This is a genomic window from Pseudomonas sp. GGS8, from assembly GCF_024168645.1.
Lineage (GTDB): Bacteria > Pseudomonadota > Gammaproteobacteria > Pseudomonadales > Pseudomonadaceae > Aquipseudomonas.
In genome coordinates this window covers 408,398-424,981 of the sequence record NZ_JALJWF010000001.1, presented here as the reverse complement: position 1 = coordinate 424,981, position 16,584 = coordinate 408,398, and the positions used below count along the sequence as shown (strand labels likewise).

17 protein-coding genes are annotated in these 16,584 nt (G+C 58.8%); 12 read left to right on the top strand and 5 right to left on the bottom strand.

What is annotated here, in order from left to right; all coding sequences use genetic code 11:
- Positions 1-64 precede the first annotated feature (64 nt).
- From argJ to J3D54_RS01985, 3 genes are all read left to right on the top strand, one after another.
- Positions 65-1,282, top strand: coding sequence for a bifunctional glutamate N-acetyltransferase/amino-acid acetyltransferase ArgJ (gene argJ, locus J3D54_RS01995; RefSeq protein ID WP_253416478.1), 1,218 nt, complete (start codon positions 65-67; stop codon positions 1,280-1,282).
- A gap of 175 nt (positions 1,283-1,457) precedes the next feature.
- A complete protein-coding gene (locus J3D54_RS01990; RefSeq protein WP_253416477.1) occupies positions 1,458-2,090 on the top strand; it encodes a glutathione S-transferase family protein in 633 nt (210 codons plus the stop codon).
- Entirely contained in the window at positions 2,087-3,031 is a 945-nt protein-coding gene (locus J3D54_RS01985; RefSeq protein WP_253416476.1) for a Nudix family hydrolase, read from the top strand. Before J3D54_RS01990 ends, J3D54_RS01985 begins: the two co-directional genes overlap by 4 nt.
- 63 nt (positions 3,032-3,094) lie before the next feature.
- Here J3D54_RS01985 and J3D54_RS01980 read toward each other — a convergent pair whose 3' ends face one another.
- Genes J3D54_RS01980 through J3D54_RS01970 form a run of 3 tightly spaced genes read right to left on the bottom strand, consistent with a single transcriptional unit; the run spans position 3,095 to position 6,678 of the window.
- Positions 3,095-3,676, bottom strand: coding sequence for a cob(I)yrinic acid a,c-diamide adenosyltransferase (locus J3D54_RS01980; RefSeq protein WP_253416475.1), 582 nt, complete (start codon positions 3,674-3,676; stop codon positions 3,095-3,097).
- 2 nt (positions 3,677-3,678) lie between these two features.
- Positions 3,679-5,715 (bottom strand): ATP-binding protein, encoded by a 2,037-nt coding sequence (locus J3D54_RS01975; RefSeq protein WP_253416474.1) that lies wholly within the window; start codon positions 5,713-5,715, stop codon positions 3,679-3,681.
- Positions 5,716-5,760: 45 nt separating this feature from the next.
- On the bottom strand, positions 5,761-6,678 hold the full coding sequence (locus tag J3D54_RS01970; protein ID WP_253416473.1) for a putative 2-dehydropantoate 2-reductase: 918 nt from the start codon (positions 6,676-6,678) through the stop codon (positions 5,761-5,763).
- Between the two features lie 140 nt (positions 6,679-6,818).
- Between J3D54_RS01970 and J3D54_RS01965 the strand changes: the two genes are divergently transcribed.
- Both J3D54_RS01965 and J3D54_RS01960 read left to right on the top strand, forming a co-directional pair.
- A complete protein-coding gene (locus J3D54_RS01965; RefSeq protein WP_018926510.1) occupies positions 6,819-7,304 on the top strand; it encodes a YajQ family cyclic di-GMP-binding protein in 486 nt (161 codons plus the stop codon).
- Between the two features lie 136 nt (positions 7,305-7,440).
- The gene (locus tag J3D54_RS01960) at positions 7,441-8,283 is read left to right on the top strand and encodes a mechanosensitive ion channel family protein (protein ID WP_253416472.1); all 843 of its coding nucleotides are present in this window, start codon (positions 7,441-7,443) and stop codon (positions 8,281-8,283) included.
- A gap of 127 nt (positions 8,284-8,410) precedes the next feature.
- Here the strand turns inward: J3D54_RS01960 and J3D54_RS01955 are convergent, their stop codons facing one another.
- Complete coding sequence (locus tag J3D54_RS01955; protein ID WP_253416471.1) at positions 8,411-9,784, bottom strand: OprD family porin; 1,374 nt, start codon at positions 9,782-9,784, stop codon at positions 8,411-8,413.
- Between the two features lie 898 nt (positions 9,785-10,682).
- Here J3D54_RS01955 and J3D54_RS01950 point away from each other — a divergent pair.
- Positions 10,683-11,108 (top strand): HIT domain-containing protein, encoded by a 426-nt coding sequence (locus tag J3D54_RS01950; RefSeq protein ID WP_253426463.1) that lies wholly within the window; start codon positions 10,683-10,685, stop codon positions 11,106-11,108.
- 3 nt (positions 11,109-11,111) lie between these two features.
- A complete protein-coding gene (locus J3D54_RS01945) occupies positions 11,112-11,321 on the top strand; it encodes a SlyX family protein (RefSeq protein ID WP_105346612.1) in 210 nt (69 codons plus the stop codon).
- Positions 11,322-11,382: 61 nt separating this feature from the next.
- On the opposite strand, the gene J3D54_RS30320 is transcribed toward J3D54_RS01945, so the two are convergent.
- The gene (locus J3D54_RS30320) at positions 11,383-11,985 is read right to left on the bottom strand and encodes a cold-shock protein (RefSeq protein ID WP_301293302.1); all 603 of its coding nucleotides are present in this window, start codon (positions 11,983-11,985) and stop codon (positions 11,383-11,385) included.
- A gap of 465 nt (positions 11,986-12,450) precedes the next feature.
- Between J3D54_RS30320 and J3D54_RS01935 the strand changes: the two genes are divergently transcribed.
- The 5 genes from J3D54_RS01935 (at position 12,451) to ruvC (ending at position 16,501) form a co-directional block, all read left to right on the top strand.
- Positions 12,451-12,789 (top strand): ribbon-helix-helix domain-containing protein, encoded by a 339-nt coding sequence (locus tag J3D54_RS01935; RefSeq protein ID WP_253416470.1) that lies wholly within the window; start codon positions 12,451-12,453, stop codon positions 12,787-12,789.
- 136 nt (positions 12,790-12,925) lie between these two features.
- Positions 12,926-13,147, top strand: a complete 222-nt coding sequence (locus J3D54_RS01930) for an FmdB family zinc ribbon protein (protein WP_010457489.1) — start codon at positions 12,926-12,928, stop codon at positions 13,145-13,147.
- Positions 13,148-13,269: 122 nt separating this feature from the next.
- Positions 13,270-15,045, top strand: coding sequence for an aspartate--tRNA ligase (aspS, locus tag J3D54_RS01925; RefSeq protein WP_028939414.1), 1,776 nt, complete (start codon positions 13,270-13,272; stop codon positions 15,043-15,045).
- Positions 15,046-15,164: 119 nt separating this feature from the next.
- The gene (locus J3D54_RS01920; RefSeq protein WP_018926501.1) at positions 15,165-15,911 is read left to right on the top strand and encodes a YebC/PmpR family DNA-binding transcriptional regulator; all 747 of its coding nucleotides are present in this window, start codon (positions 15,165-15,167) and stop codon (positions 15,909-15,911) included.
- Between the two features lie 65 nt (positions 15,912-15,976).
- Entirely contained in the window at positions 15,977-16,501 is a 525-nt protein-coding gene (ruvC, locus tag J3D54_RS01915; protein ID WP_253416469.1) for a crossover junction endodeoxyribonuclease RuvC, read from the top strand.
- Positions 16,502-16,584 lie beyond the last annotated feature (83 nt).

The following is a 16,584-nucleotide window of genomic DNA, read 5'->3' as shown; positions in this document are numbered from 1 at the left end:
TTGCCATTTAAACCACCGTCTATCGCAATGACGGTGCAGACAACATTTTTTAAGGAGCGCATTCATGGCTGTTGGTCTTGGTCCTTTGCCAACGTTGCACCCGGTTGCCGGTTTTGAACTCGGTATCGCCTCGGCCGGCATCAAGCGCCCGGGGCGCAAGGATGTCGTGGTCATGCGCTGTGCCGAAGGTTCCACAGTGGCGGGCGTGTTCACCCTGAACGCCTTTTGCGCCGCTCCCGTGATTCTGGCCAAGCAACGCGTGCAAGGCCCGGTACGTTACTTGCTGACCAACACCGGCAATGCCAATGCCGGCACCGGCGAACCAGGCCTGGCGGCCGCCGAGCGCACCTGCGCCAAACTGGCGGAGCTGACCGGTGTTGATGCAAGCCTGGTGCTGCCGTACTCCACCGGTGTAATCGGTGAGCCGTTGCCGGTCGAGAAAATCGAAGGTGCGCTGCAAGCGGCCCTCGATGACCTGTCGGAGAATAACTGGGAAGCGGCCGCCACCGGCATCATGACCACCGACACGCTGCCCAAGGGCGCCAGCCGTCAGTTCCAGCATGACGGTGTGACCATCACTGTCACCGGCATCAGCAAAGGCGCGGGGATGATCCGTCCGAACATGGCGACCATGCTCGGCTATATCGCTACCGACGCCAAAGTCTCCCGCGAGGTGCTGCAAAGCCTGTTGCTGGACGGCGCCAACAAGTCGTTCAACCGCATCACCATCGACGGCGACACCTCGACCAACGACTGCTGCATGCTGATCGCCACCGGTCAGGCGGCGCTGCCGGAAATCACCTCCGCCAGTGGTGAATTGTTCGCCAAGTTGAAGCAGGCCGTGTTCGAAGTGTGCATGGACGTGGCCCAGGCCATCGTGCGTGACGGCGAAGGCGCGACCAAGTTCGTCACCGTTGAAGTCAACGGCGGCGGCAATCACCAGGAATGCCTGGACGTCGGTTACACCGTGGCCCACTCGCCGCTGATCAAGACGGCGCTGTTCGCCTCCGATCCGAACTGGGGCCGCATCCTGGCCGCCGTGGGCCGTGCCGGTGTGCCGAACCTGGACGTGAGCAAGATCGACGTATTCCTTGGCGAGGTGTGCATCGCCAGCCGTGGCGCGCGCGCTGCCACCTACACCGAAGCCCAGGGCGCGGCGGTGATGCAGCAGGAAGAGATCACCATCCGCATCGAGCTGGGTCGCGGTGATTGCAGCGAAACCATCTGGACCACCGACCTGTCCCACGAATACGTGAAGATCAACGCCGAGTACCGTACTTGATCACTCGTTAGACCGAGTCGCTGCAATCGCGAGCAGGCTCGCTCCCACAGTGGATCTCCAATGAATACAACATTTGTGTTCGGCAGGATCAAATGTGGGAACGAGCCTGCTCGCGATGACGGTGTGCCAGTCGCTGCATAGACTGGCCTGTTTCCTCATTCAAAAGGTCCCGAACATGAGCCTCCACCTGATCATCGGCGACAAATTGCTTTCTTCCTGGTCCCTGCGCGCCGCGCTGGCCCTCGATTTGACCGGGGCGTCCTACACCGAAGAACTGATCAAGCTGAACCAGTCGGACACTCGCGCGCGCGTGCTCAAGCATTCGCCGACCGGGAAAGTCCCGCTGCTGAACACCGAACACGGCACCATCGCCGATTCGCTGGCGATTGCCGAGTACCTGGCCGAGCAATTCCCCGACGCCGGCCTCTGGCCCAAAGACACCGCCGCCCGTGCCCAGGCGCGTTCGGCCTGTGCGCAGATGCACAGCGGTTTCTTCGCCATGCGCGGCAATATGCCGTTCGATCTGAGCCACAATGCCCCGCTGTCGCCGACTCCACCTGAGGTTCAGGCCGAGATCGAGCGCATGCTGGCGTTGTGGGCTGAATGTCGTGCTGCCTCGACTGAACCCGGCCCGTTCCTGTTCGGTGGCGCGACCCTGGTCGATGCGTTTTTCGCACCCATTGCCGTCCGTCTGCGCACCTATCAAGTGAAACTGCCCGAGGTCGACGCAGCTTATGTCGAAACCCTTTACCAATGGCCAGCCTTCAAGGCTTGGCAGAAGGCAGGTCTGGAGGAGGTGGGTCAGTGAAACGAGTACACGTGGCCGCTGCGGTGATCCGCGATAGCAATGGCAAGATCCTCATCGCCCGGCGTGCCGACACTCAGCATCAGGGCGGCTTGTGGGAGTTCCCCGGTGGCAAGGTCGAGGATGACGAATCCGTCGAAACCGCTCTGGCCCGCGAGCTTCACGAAGAGTTGGGCATCGTGGTCAATACCGCGCGCCCGATGATCAAGGTTCGCCATGATTACCCGGACAAGCAGGTGTTGCTGGATGTCTGGGAAGTGTCGGCGTTTACCGGCGAACCCCATGGCGCCGAAGGTCAGCCTTTGGCCTGGGTGACGGCGCGGGAACTGCTGGATTACGAATTTCCGGCCGCCAACCAGCCGATTGTCGCCGCTGCACGCTTGCCCGGCGACTACCTGATCACCCCGGACGGCCTGGAAACCCCGGCCTTGCTGCGCGGTATCCAGAAAGCCATCGCGGGCGGCATCAAGTTGATTCAGTTGCGCGCGCCCAACGGCTACGACCCGCAATACCGCGATCTGGCGGTGGACGCGGCGGGGCTGTGTGCCGGCAAGGCGCAGTTGATGATCAAGGGGCCGTTTGAATGGTTGGGAGACTTCCCGTCTGCCGGTTGGCACATCACTGCGGCGCAGTTGCGCAAATACGCGGCGGCCGGGCGACCACTGCCGGCATCCCGCTGGTTGGCGGCGTCCTGCCACAACGCTGAAGAACTGGCACTGGCCGAGCAGATGGGCGTGGACTTTGTGACTCTGTCGCCAGTGCAACCGACCCAGACGCACCCGGATGCTCAGCCGTTGGGTTGGGAACAGGCGTCGACCCTGATCGAAGGCTTCAGCAAGCCGGTGTTTTTGCTGGGTGGTGTTGGCCCGGCAGAGCGGCAGAAAGCTTGGGAGGTCGGGGCGCAAGGTGTGGCGGGGATTCGGGCATTCTGGCCTGAGGTTTGATTTGCAGTGTTGTTGCTGGCCTCATCGCGGGCTTGCCCGCGATGGCGTCTTTGAAAGCGCCGACTAAACCTCTGGTTTCGCCGCCGCTTGCCAAAGAATCTCGGCAACCCCCTGGCGCTTGGCAATCAACCGTGCCGCCACAAACAACAAATCCGACAACCGATTGATATACGCCAGGCCAACCCCGGCCAACGGTTCAATCGCATTCAAATGCTGACAGCGGCGTTCGGCACTGCGCGCAAGGCTGCGGCACACGTGGGCCTGGGCTATCAGCGCCGAACCGCCGGGCAGAATGAAATTTTCCAGCGGCCCCAACTCCTCATTCCACACATCAATGGCTGCTTCCAGCCGTTCGATTTCTGCCGTGTTCAGTGCCTGATACGCCGGCATCGCCAGTTCGCCACCGAGGTCGAACAACCGATGCTGGCAGGGCGCCAACACCTCGATCACTTCTCCAAGCCCGGGAAACTCGCCACTTTGCGCCGCCAACCCGGCCAACAGCACGCCCACTTGGCTGTTCAGCGTATCGACTTCGCCAATGGCCTCGATTCGCGGATGGTCCTTGGGCACCCGACGGCCGTCGCCAAGCCCTGTTTCGCCTTTGTCGCCAGTGCGGGTGTAAATCTTCGACAAGCGAAAGCCCATGGTTACCTCGACACCTGATTGAGTTCTTGAGAGGCCACCGCAGTGCCCGACAATGGCAGGCGCAAGGTGAAGCAAGTGCCTTGGCCCGGCGTCGATTGCACTTCCATCTGGCCCTTGTGGTTGTTGGTGATGATGAAATACGAAACCGAGAGCCCAAGCCCGGTGCCCTGACCGATTTCCTTGGTGGTGAAGAACGGCTCGAACGTGCGTTTGCGCACGCTTTCGCTCATGCCGATGCCGTTGTCCTCGACCTGAATTTCCGCCCACGGCGGATTCAGTTTTGTACGCAGAATGATCCGCCCCGGTTCGCGGTCGTCTGTCCGCTGGTGAATGGCTTGCGCGGCGTTTTTCAGCAGGTTGAGCAGCACCTGTTCCAGTTCGTTGGCGGTGCCGGGTACCGGGCCCAGCGCCGGATCGAACTGGCGAATGATCGCCTGGCCCTTGAAGTCGAAGCCAATGGCCAGGTCGAAGTCGTTGCCGGCGATTTCCACCGCTTGATCGATCAGCGCCGGCAGGTCGCACGGCGCCATTTGCCGAGTGCTGCGGCGGCTGAAGCTGAGCATGTGGGTCACGATCTTCGCCGCCCGGGCGCCAGCCTGCTGAATGCCGTCGAGCAACTGCGGTACTTCACGTGCTTTCAGGTACTTATTGACCGTTTCCAGTTCGATGCCCATTTGCTCGGCCTGTTCGAGGTTCTTCGGCAGGTCGGGGGACAGACGTCGACGAATGTTCTGCACGTTGTGCAGGATCGCGCCCAGCGGGTTGTTGATCTCATGGGCCATACCGGCGGCGAGGCCGCCGACCGAGAGCATTTTTTCCGACTGCACCATCATTTCTTCCAGGGACAGACGCTGGGTGATGTCGTCGATCCGGATTACCACGCCACGCCCGGCGCCGCCCATCAACGGGTAGAACGTCAGGGCGTAATGCCGGGGTTCGTCATCCTTGGGCCAGGTAACGCGTTCGATCTTGGCCACCGTATGCTGCTCGACGGTTTGCTTGAGCTGCGGAAGGAATGGCTTGAGGGGTTTGAAGGCGAGGAAGATCGGCTGGTTCAAGGCTTCGTCCAGGCGCGTGCCGGACAGAGCGCTGGCCTCCTGATTCCACTGGGTCACGTAAAGCTGCTCGTCGAGGGCGATCAGTGCCGACGGCATGGAGTCGATGATGCTGTTGAGGTAGTTCTGGAAACCGGTGAGTTTCTTCTCGATCTTGCTCCGCACCTGAACTTCCAGTTCCAGCTTGCGGTTGGTGTGACGGGTTTCTTCGGCCAGCCCCTGGGCCTGGTCGTAAGCCGCCTGGGAATCGTCGCGGGCACGTTTGAGCTGCTGCTCCCGGGCCTCGATGCGCGAGAGCATGGTGTTGAACGCTTCGGCGAGGCTGCCAATTTCGTCGTGGTTGCCGCGAGAGGCGCGCAGGGCGTAGTTCTCTTCCCGGGTGACTTGCCGGGACAGCTCTTCGAGTTGATGGATGGGGCGGGTAATCAGGCGTTTGATCTGCCGGGCGATCACCAGCCACAACAGCACGCTGAAGATCAGAATCCCCAGGCTGGCGGTCAGGGTCCCGGTGTAGAACGCCATCGGCAATTCGCTGCTGGCCACCAGTAGCAGATGCCCCGGAGCGGTGCCGGGGCGGGGCAGGGTAATCACTTGATTGCTGCGAAACTCCGTGGCTTGCCAGGCTTCGAGGTGCTGATAGTGCTCTGGAAGGCTCAGCGCGTCGCCGTGTTGCAGCTCCGCCAGGCGCGTACCCTTGCCGTCGTAAAGGGCTGCCGCACGCAGCGGTGAATAGCTGTTGAGTTCGTTGAGCAGGCGTTCGGCGTTTTGCGGTGACTTCAGGGCGTCGGACACCAGGCTCGGGTTGGACACCAATCGGCCGATCGTCTGCAGGGCCTGGGGGGCCATGCTTTCCTGGGAAATGTAATACGCGGCGCTGATAAAGGTCAGGTTGGCGACCAGTAAAACGGTGGTCAACAGCACCAACAGGGCGGCCAGCAGTTTCTGGCCGACCGGAAGGTTTTCAAGGCGCTGGCGCAATGGCATCAGGTTCATCGCTGAAAAGGAACAAGTGGCCAGCGTAGCCGCTGCTCAGTCGCTGGGCAATCCAAGGCTGTGCAGATGAGCGATCAAGCGCTGCTGCAATTGATTGAGGTGGGGCAGGTTCAACTGATGCCGCGACGCAACTTTGCAGGCGTGGCCCAACAGGTAGCTGATTTCGGTGCGGCGCTGATTGGCGACATCCTGGTACATCGAGGAGAAATTGGTCGCGGTAGCCTTGATCACCCGTTCGACTTCCTCCCGGAGGTTTTCGGCTGCCGCCGGCTGGCCGCAGCGCTCCAGCAGTTCGGTGAGTTCGGCGCACAGGGTGGCCACTTCGCACTTATGCTGCTGCAAACCGCCGTTGCGGCATTCGTGCAGGACGGTCAACGGGTTGATCGCACAATTGAGCGCCAGCTTGCGCCACAGCCTTGTGAGAATGTCGGTGCTCCACTCATGGGGAATGCCGGCGTCGCTCAAGTCCTCCAGCCAGAACGGTGCCACCGGATGGCCGGCATCTCCCAGCCAGGTGTAACCATGACCGGCAAACACCACACGCCAGTCGCCATCGCGAAACGCGCCTTCGGTACTGGAGGCGAAGATGCAGCGAGCATGCGGGACTTGCGCGGCGACGGCGTCCTGGCTGCCAAGGCCGTTCTGTAACAGGATCAGTTCGGCGTCGGGTGTCAGGCGGTGGGCGAGCCGGGCCACGGCGGTTACGGCGTCATAGGCTTTACAGGCCACCAGCAGACGGCTGATCGGCCCGTCGCTGTCGACTGTTTCGCCGGGCACCGGGTACAGCTGCGCTTCGCCGTGCTCGACCAGCGTCAGCCCGCCTGCCGCCTGATAGGCCTGCAGGCGCGCCGCGTCTCGTACGATTAGCCTGACCGGCACTGAAGCCCGAGCCAGGCGGCTGGCCCACAACGTGCCGAGGCTGCCGGCGCCCAGAACATGCCAAGGGGTGGACATCAGCTTTTTACTCGGTTTGTCGCTGGCATGTGAGGCTCGCAGTATCGGTTGGAAAAGACCCGTTATAATGAGCCCGATTTTAACCGCAAGCCAAGCGCGCTCCATCGTTATCGAGCGCGCCTTTTTATTGGAGAGATTACATGCCGTCGTTCGACGTGGTATCCGAACTGGACAAACACGAAGTCACCAACGCGGTCGAGAACGCCGTCAAGGAGCTCGATCGTCGTTATGACCTGAAAGGCAAGGGCAGCTTCGAGTTCAAGGAAAAGGACCTGACCGTCAACCTGACCGCTGAAGCCGATTTCCAGCTCGAAGCGATGATCGAGATCCTCAAGCTGGCCCTGGTCAAGCGCAAGATCGACGTGCAATGCCTTGAAGTCAAGGATGCCTACGCGTCGGGCAAGCTGATGAAGCAGGAAGCGGTCCTCAAGGAAGGCATCGACAAAGAGCTGGCGAAGAAAATCGTCGCTCACGTCAAAGACGCCAAACTCAAGGTCCAGGCCGCCATCCAGGGCGAGCAGGTGCGTATCACCGGTAAAAAACGTGACGATCTACAGGAAGCCATCGCCGCTCTGCGCGCCAAAACTTTCGACATGCCGCTGCAGTTCAATAACTTCCGCGACTGACCTTTCAAGCGGGAACCTCTCGGCGTTTTCGACGTCCGAGGCCCAAGCCACGGCAGAAACGATCGAGCCTTACGGGTTCGGTCTTTCTGCCGCTCATTTTTCGCGTGCCGGGTAGCCGGAAATCAGGAGAAAGAAGATGGATTTGAATGCTGAAGTGGACAACCTGGTCAAGGCATCCCAAGCCTGGGTTCCGATGATCATGGAATACGGCAGCCGCGTGCTACTGGCGGTGATTACCCTGGCCATCGGTTGGTGGCTGATCAACAAAGTCGCGCAAAAACTGGGCGGCCTGCTGGCATTGCGCAACGCCGACCTGGCGCTGCAAGGCTTCATCAGCAGCCTGGCGAACATCATCCTCAAGGTGCTGTTGATCGTCAGCGTGGCGTCGATGATCGGTGTGGAAACCACCTCCTTCGTCGCGGCTATCGGTGCGGCCGGCCTGGCCATCGGTCTGGCCCTGCAGGGCAGCCTGGCGAATTTCGCCGGCGGTGTGCTGATTCTGTTGTTCCGCCCGTTCCGTATCGGTGACTGGATCGAAGCCCAAGGTGTTGCCGGTACTGTCGACAGCATCCAGATCTTCCACACCGTACTGCGCACTGGCGATAACAAAACCATCATCGTGCCTAACGGTAATCTGTCGAACGGCATCATCACCAATACCAACCGTCAGCCGACCCGCAAAGTAGTATTTGATGTGGGTGTGGATTACGAGGCGGATTTGCAGAAGGCCCGTGAAGTGTTGTTGGAACTGGCCAAGGATCCGCGAGTGTTGGCTGAGCCGGCACCGGAAGCGGTGATTTCCACACTGGGCGACAGTTCGATCACTGTTTCCCTGCGCGTATGGGTGAAAACCGCTGACTATTGGAATGTGATGTTCATGTTTAACGAGCAATCGCGTGATCGCTTGAAGACTGCCGGCATCGATATTCCGTTTCCGCAGCGGGTTATTCGCGTGGTGCAGGAGTCTGCAACGGTTTAATGATCGGTCTTTCAACTAATGTCTGACCTTTTGGTCAGACATTTCGCAAGACCTAGTGCTGTAGCCAATAAAAAAGGCCCATCCGAAGATGGGCCTTTTTTTATTACCGCGAACTAACGAACCGCAATTACAAGATCGACAGTGGGTAGTCGACGATCAGACGGAACTCGTTGATATCGCCTTCGCCCTCGTCGGCGTTGGCGCGGTGCCATGCTTGACGGATGCGGAAGGACAGGTCTTTAGCTGGGCCAGTTTGAACAACATACTTGGCTTCCAGGTTGGTTTCGTGATGCTTGCCATCTTCACCGTACAGTGGGCTACCGTCAGAGTTGCGGTACACGCTGTTGGCAGCTAGGCCGGTGCCATCGATATCCCAGCCTTTCACGTAACGGGTCATGAAGCTCAGACCTGGAACGCCGTACTCGGCCATTTTCAGATCGTAACGGATCTGGGCAGACCTCTCGCCAGGGGCGTTGAAGTCAGAGTACTGGATGGAGTTGGCGAGGAAGATCGAGTCGCCGCCGCGGTTGGTGGAAGGATTGTGACCACCTACACCGATGTAGTCGAACGGAGTGTCACCGTTGACCTTCTGGAACGCGACGGTGATGGTGTGTGCTTTCAGGAACGAGAAAGCGGCTGCCAGGGAGTAGGCAGTGTTGCTGATGTCGCCAGCCTTGGCGCTGCCGGTATCGGTAGTGCGGTAGATGTTACCGTCCAGGTTCAGCGACTCGGTACCACCCATTGGGATGGTGTAGTTCAGGTTGGCGTAGTACTGGTTCCAGATGTCTTCCAGCTTGGCGCCATACAGCGATGCACTCAGGTTGTCGGTGATGCCGTATTTGCCACCGAAGTAATCGATGGAGTTGGCTTGTACGCCAGCGTAGGTTGCCCACAGCTCGCCATCACGAGCGTTTTTGTCCTGGCTGGTCGACGAGTAGAAGTGACCGGCTTCGAGGTCAAGGTCTTTGACTTCGCTGCTCTGCAGTTGGAAACCGCTGGCAGTTTGAGGAAGGACGCGGGAACCGCCAACAGCGAACACTGGAGCAGTGCTTGGCTGCATGTCGCCGACTTTCAGCTCGGTTTTGGAGATACGGAATTTAACGGCCGCACCGGCTTTACCCTGGCTGTCATTGACTTCGCGATGACCGTTGGCATTTGGGGTGTCGCTACGGCTCATGTTGCCCGTGCCGCCTGTGCCGTCGCCGCCGTCCAGTTTGACTGCCAGATAACCGAACGCATCAATGCCGACGCCTACGGTACCTTGGGTGTAACCGGAGTTGAAATTACCCCAGAAACCTTGTGTCCAGTCTTTCTGATCGTTTGCGCCGTCTTTCCGGTCACGGTTGAAGTAATAGTTGCGCAGCAGCACGTTTGCCTTGGCATCTTCAACGAAGCCTTTGGCTTCGGACTGGTCACTTACGAAAGGTGCGGCCGTAGCCAATTGAGTACTGGCTGCTGCAGCAACTGCCAGTGCGATCATGCTCCACTTCATCACGCGCATCGTGATTTGCTCCTTTGGTTTTTAGAAGAGTTCTGCCGTCCCACCTGTTTTATTATCTGGGCGGCTCTTTCTTTTTGTGTCGGCGCAAACTTATATCACGCCGACCCTATTGGCGATACTTGCGCATCTAACCTTTCAGCTTCTTTACGACCCTGTCGCAAATGGCTTGATCAATGTCGCAAATTCACAATCCCGATACAATCAGACTGACAACTTCAGCGCTGTTTTCCAGGGCTTGAGCATCGGTAAAAAAGCGTCCCTGATCCTGCACTTGAATCTCCATCGGGCAACCCTGCCACTGTTTTTATTGGTCTTTAGGCTTCCACTTCCAGCGGAGCGCTTATAGACGATATGGGTGTTAATGCAACAAGTGTGCACAAACCAGAATTCTGTTGCTGTTTTTTTCAGAAAGCCGGCTTGTTGCTGTAAAAACCTCATAAAACCGGGGGGTTCAAGCTCGTTTTTCTTAGGCTTGACGCCATGCTTTGCATCGTGGTTAGCGCATGGAACCTGTGACGCGACAACCAAAAACGTTACCGGTTCACCCCGCCAGTGAGTAGTCGGCGGATGCTGACGCACTGAGCGTAGACGCGATGTACGGTTTTGGTGCAAAAAATTTTATTTCCTGTACTGAATTCACACATTGTCGCTTTGCCGTGGGTTTGAACCGCGCGTTGTTTATGAGGCATTTCGGCATTTTTTCTGTGAGGGCCGGGGCTGTCATGGTGCGTCCCGGATCAAAATGACTCATGTCGGGGCGCCCGCAGGGCAGTGCCGGCGGCAGTTCGTCGTGAAGCGTGTGGCGTTCGCAGGTATGCTGCCGTCCTGTCGCTTGGCGCGCCGTCTTTCGGTGGGGGGCGCTAAGCTGAAAAAAGATGACCAGAGGGGAGTGTGCGCTGTGTTCGCTTTAGATCCACGACTTCAACAAGACACGTTGCCAATCGGCGATTTCCCGCTCTGCCGGTTGCTGCTGTCCAATGATTCGAATTACCCCTGGTTCATCCTCGTGCCACGCCGCGAGGATATCAGTGAAATATTTCAGCTGGATGTCGCAGATCAACAGCAGCTGTGGCGGGAAACGACTGAGCTGGCGGAAATCCTCAAGGATTCGTTCGATGCGGACAAGTTGAACGTCGCGGCCCTGGGTAACGTCGTCAGTCAGTTGCACATGCATGTGATTGTGCGCAAGCGCGAGGATGCCGCTTGGCCAGCCCCGGTCTGGGGCAGGCAGGAGGCCAAACCATACGGCCCAGAGCAGATCGCGACGATTCGCGAGCGACTGCGTCTGGTGTTGACCGATGATTTCACGTTTCTGGAGGGTTGAGTCATGAGCCTGGAAGAGCGCGTTACCGATCTGGAAAGCCAGCTGGCGTTTCAGGATGACACCATCCAGACATTGAATGATGTGCTGGCGGCGCAGCAGCGGATGGTCGAACGTCTGCAGTTGCAAATGGCGGCGTTGCTCAAGCGGCAGGAAGAAATGGCCGGCCAGTTTGCGACGCTTGAAGAAGAAGAGGCGCCACCGCCCCATTACTAAGAAACAGGTAATAAAAAACCGCGAACAGCCAAGCTATTCGCGGTTTTTTTTTCGCCTTGGATCAGCGACGCGGCAGTGCGGCGATCACATCTTCGGCTTGCAAGCCTTTGTCTCGATTCATGACAGAGAACTCCACGCGCTGGCCTTCCACCAGGACGCGGTGGCCTTCACCGCGAATCGCCCGGAAATGCACGAAAATATCATCGCCGGAGTCACGGGAAATAAAGCCGAAGCCTTTGGAGGTGTTGAACCATTTGACGGTGCCAGTATCGCGGTTGCTCATGTCATAGCTTGGCGCGGCGGCGGCCGGTGAAGATTTGTAGAAGCTGACGGCCAGGTGCAGAAATACGGCAATCAGGGCAACGACCAGGCTGAACAGAACGGCAGGTTGACCGGCGATGACGGGCATCGGGGCAATCAGCGTCAGGGTTTGCAGTACGACAGCCAGAACCAGCAAGGCGCTGACCAGGTTTTGCAATTGATGACGCGGGCCTTTGTTCCAGTAAGGGATAACAGGAGCGAGGGTGAGGTTGAGCAGGCCGAAAAAGGCCAGGTACAGCGCATCGGGTTGTTGCAGGTAAGGTACCGCTTCGGATCGCAGGCTAGGGATGAAGGACAGCAGCAGGGCTGCTGCGCCCATTAGCAGGTGGACGATTTTCAACATTTTGATTAACTCACGTTAAGACGGATCACAAGGAAGAGCTGATAGAGCACGGTTCGCTTCAGAACAAATAAGAGGCGTTGGGCACGTACCTGATATCAGCCTATGCGCAGCCCCCGGAAAATAGGCGGTAGCGACACACTGCCTATTTAACAGCAAAGCCTGCGGCTACTCAAATCAGGCGGTCCAGCGGCGCTTCCATTGGCATGGTGCTCGGATGACACTTGCCGATGGTTGTTCGCGCCTTGTATTTCCGAGGTCTCTTGCCTTTTAGTCGCGTGATATTGCGTCAATTTTCGTAGGAAATCGTCCTGCGTAGGACGAGCTCCATGATCGCCCCTCCGTTGTTGGCTTATCCTACGTTGATGGTCATAAAGTCGTCTGGATATACCGTTGCGCCTGCGCTTTTATAAGGAAACAGAATATGGCCCTTACAAGCAGCAAGGATGACAAAGGAGTGTCAACGGTATGGTTCATGAAGACAGACAGAGCGAGGGGAGGATCGGTCCATTCAAGGATGTAAGTATTGATTCACTTGTCAGCGAATTCGATATGGGGCTGGCCCAGCCCTTATCCCGGTCAGTGCGCTTGAATGGTTTTGCGACCTGTTTGCGGCTTGAGCAGGTCTATTGGGATATTTTGGGCGACATGGCCAAGGTCAATTGCTGCTCGGTCAGCGCGCTGTTGTCCCATGTGGATCGCGAAGTGCACTTGCGCCATGGCGGGGTGAAAAACTTCACCGGGCTGGTGAGGGTTGTCTGCGTCGTGCACAGCCTGAAGGAGGGCAGTTGCCCTGTCATGGCTTAGCGAGAGCAGCTGAATGAGTAGAGTGTCGGTCTGTGCAGTCTTACGGCTGCACAGGCCGCATTTAATGGATATAATCCCGCTCTTTGCCGCAAAGCCCTGCACACGCGGTAGCAATCTGATCGCCGAGACAACCCCCATGCCAATGTACGATTACCAATGTGCTTCCTGTGGTCATCAGTTGGAAGCCATTCAAAAGATCAGCGCAGCACCGCTGGTCGACTGCCCTGCCTGCCAGGCGCCAGAGCTTAAAAAGATGCTGTCCATGCCCGGTTTCCGCCTCAGTGGCACCGGCTGGTACGAAACCGACTTCAAGACCGGTTCCAAGAAAAATCTGGCCGGTGGCGACAAAGCTGACTAGGGTCTAGCGCCCGGGTTGAACGACACGCGCGAGCTCTTGCATCATCTGGCACCTTATTCAAGTGCGGTGGTGCGGCAAGACCTCCACCCGAATTTCGAATTACGAGAAGTGAAACCACTACCATGATGCGCAGCCATTATTGCGGCCAACTGAACGAAAGCCTGGAAGGCCAGGAAATTACCCTTTGCGGATGGGTTCACCGTCGCCGTGACCATGGCGGGGTGATTTTCCTCGATATCCGTGATCGTGACGGTCTGGCCCAGGTGGTGTTCGATCCGGACCGCGCCGAGAGCTTCGCTGCCGCCGATCGCGTGCGCAGCGAGTACGTCGTGAAGATCACCGGCAAGGTTCGCCTGCGTCCGGCCGGTGCAACCAACGCCAACATGGCGTCGGGCATGATCGAGGTCCTGGGCTACGAGCTGGAAGTGCTGAACGAATCGGAAACCCCGCCGTTCCCGCTGAACGAGTTCTCCGACGTTGGCGAAGAAACCCGCCTGCGTTATCGCTTCCTTGATCTGCGTCGCCCTGAAATGGCCGAGAAGCTGCGTCTGCGTTCGCGCATGACCACCAGCATCCGCCGCTATCTGGACGAGAACGGTTTCCTCGACGTCGAGACGCCGATCCTGACCCGTGCGACTCCGGAAGGCGCGCGTGACTATCTGGTGCCGAGCCGTACTCACGCCGGTTCGTTCTTCGCCTTGCCGCAATCGCCTCAGCTGTTCAAGCAGCTGCTGATGGTGGCCGGCTTCGACCGTTACTACCAGATCGCCAAGTGCTTCCGCGACGAAGACCTGCGGGCTGACCGCCAGCCGGAATTCACCCAGATCGACATCGAGACCAGCTTCCTCGATGAAAAAGACATCATGGGCCTGACCGAAGGCATGATCCGCAACCTGTTCAAGGAAGTGCTGGGCCTGGAATTCGGCGAATTCCCGCACATGACCTTCGAAGAAGCCATGCGTCGCTACGGTTCCGACAAGCCAGACCTGCGTAACCCGCTGGAACTGGTGGATGTTGCCGATCAGCTCAAGGAAGTCGATTTCAAGGTGTTCAGCGGCCCGGCCAACGACCCGAAGTGCCGCATCGCCGCCTTGCGCGTTCCAGGCGGGGCGAGCATGCCGCGCAAACAGATCGACGATTACACCAAGTTCGTCGGCATCTACGGTGCCAAGGGCCTGGCGTACATCAAGGTCAACGAGCGTGCTGCCGGTGTTGAAGGTCTGCAGTCGCCGATCGTGAAAAACATCCCTGAAGCCAACCTGAACGTGATCCTCGATCGCGTGGGTGCGGTCGATGGTGACATCGTGTTCTTTGGCGCCGATAAAGCCAAGATCGTCAGCGAAGCCCTGGGCGCACTGCGGATCAAGCTGGGCCATGACCTCGAGCTGCTGACCTGCAAATGGGCGCCAATGTGGGTCGTTGACTTCCCGATGTTCGAAGAGAACGACGACGGCAGCTTCAGCGCCTTGCACCACCCGTTCACCGCGCCGAAGTGCACTCCTGAAGAGCTGGAAGCCAACCCGGCTGGCGCTTTGTCCCGTGCCTACGACATGGTCCTGAACGGCACCGAGCTGGGTGGCGGTTCGATCCGTATCCACCGCAAGGAAATGCAGCAATCGGTCTTCCGTCTGCTGGGTATCAACGAAGCGGAACAGGAAGAGAAATTCGGCTTCCTGCTCGACGCCCTGAAATACGGCGCGCCGCCGCACGGTGGTCTGGCCTTCGGTCTGGACCGTCTGGTGATGCTGATGACCGGCGCCCAGTCGATCCGTGAAGTGATCGCCTTCCCGAAAACCCAGAGTGCTGCGGACGTGATGACGCAGGCTCCAGGCGTGGTAGATGCCAAGGCGTTGCGCGAATTGCACATTCGTCTGCGCGAAGCGCCAAAGGCAGAGTAAAGCTGACCGCAAAGGCGCATCCTTTTGGGATGCGCCTTTTCTTTAGGTCGAGATTTTTTGTTGCTGGCCGACACTCCTGTGTGGCGGGCGATGTTTCAAAGAGAAATTCGGAGCGAGTTATGGCGGGTCATTCCAAGTGGGCGAACATCAAGCACCGCAAAGAACGTCAGGATGCCAAGAAGGGCAAGATTTTCACCAAGTGGATTCGTGAACTGACGGTCGCTGCCCGTCAGGGCGGCGCTGATCCGGGCTCCAACCCGCGCCTGCGTCTGGCGCTGGATAAAGCGCTCGGTGCGAACATGAGCCGTGACATTATCGACCGCGCGGTGGCCCGTGGCGCCGGCGCTGCCGATACCGATGACATGGTCGAGCTGACCTACGAAGGCTATGGCCCGGGCGGCGTGGCGGTGATGGTCGAATGCATGACCGACAATCGCAACCGCACCGCAGCCGCTGTTCGCCACGCGTTCAGCAAGTGCGGCGGCAACCTTGGCACCGATGGTTCGGTGGCTTATCTGTTCGAACGCAAAGGGCAGATTTCCTTCGCGCCAGGGGTTGATGAAGACGCGCTGATGGAAGCGGCCATGGAAGCCGACGCCGATGACGTGGTGACCAACGAAGACGGCTCCATCGACGTGTTCACTTCGTTCGCCGGCTTCTATTCCGTGCGCAACGCCTTGGAGGCCGCAGGCTTCAAGGGCAGCGATGCGGAAATCGTCATGTTGCCGACGACCAGTGCCGAACTGGATCTGGAAGGCGCGGAGAAAGTCCTGAAGCTGATCGACATGCTCGAAGACCTGGATGACGTGCAGAACGTCTATTCCAACGCTGACATCCCGGAAGCGGTGGCCGCGCAGCTCGGTTAAGGGCGACTAAAGTTCATTGTGGGAGCTGGCTTGAATAATGTGCTCTTACCTAACCCGCAGGCGTTATGACTTTAATTCTTGGAATCGACCCCGGTTCGCGCATCACCGGTTATGGCGTGGTACGTGATACCGGGCGAGGCTGCGTGTACGTGGCGTCGGGCTGCATTCGCACGGGCTCCGGCGAGCTGCATGAACGCCTGCAAATCGTCTATCGGGGCGTGCGCGAGGTGATCCAGACCTACGGCCCGGTGACCATGGGCATCGAAAAGGTCTTCATGGCCCGCAACGCCGACTCGGCCCTCAAGCTCGGCCAGGCCCGCGGCGCAGCCATCGTGGCCGGTGCCGAAGAAAGCCTGGAAATCGCCGAGTACACCGCAACCCAAGTCAAGCAAGCGGTGACCGGTACAGGCGGGGCAAATAAAGAACAAGTGCAAATGATGGTCATGCACATGCTGAAACTGATCAGCAAGCCACAAATCGATGCCTCGGATGCCCTGGCTATCGCAATTTGCCACGCTCACACCCGATCCAGCCTGTTGCCCCATGGCCTGGGCACGGCACGCAGTCGTGGCGGGCGCCTGCGTCTCTGATAGCATCAGCAATCTTTTTTTGTGGGATGAGGGTTTTGCGCCTGTGTTGTCGGCGCAAAACCCTTGTTCTGTCAGTCGCCAGC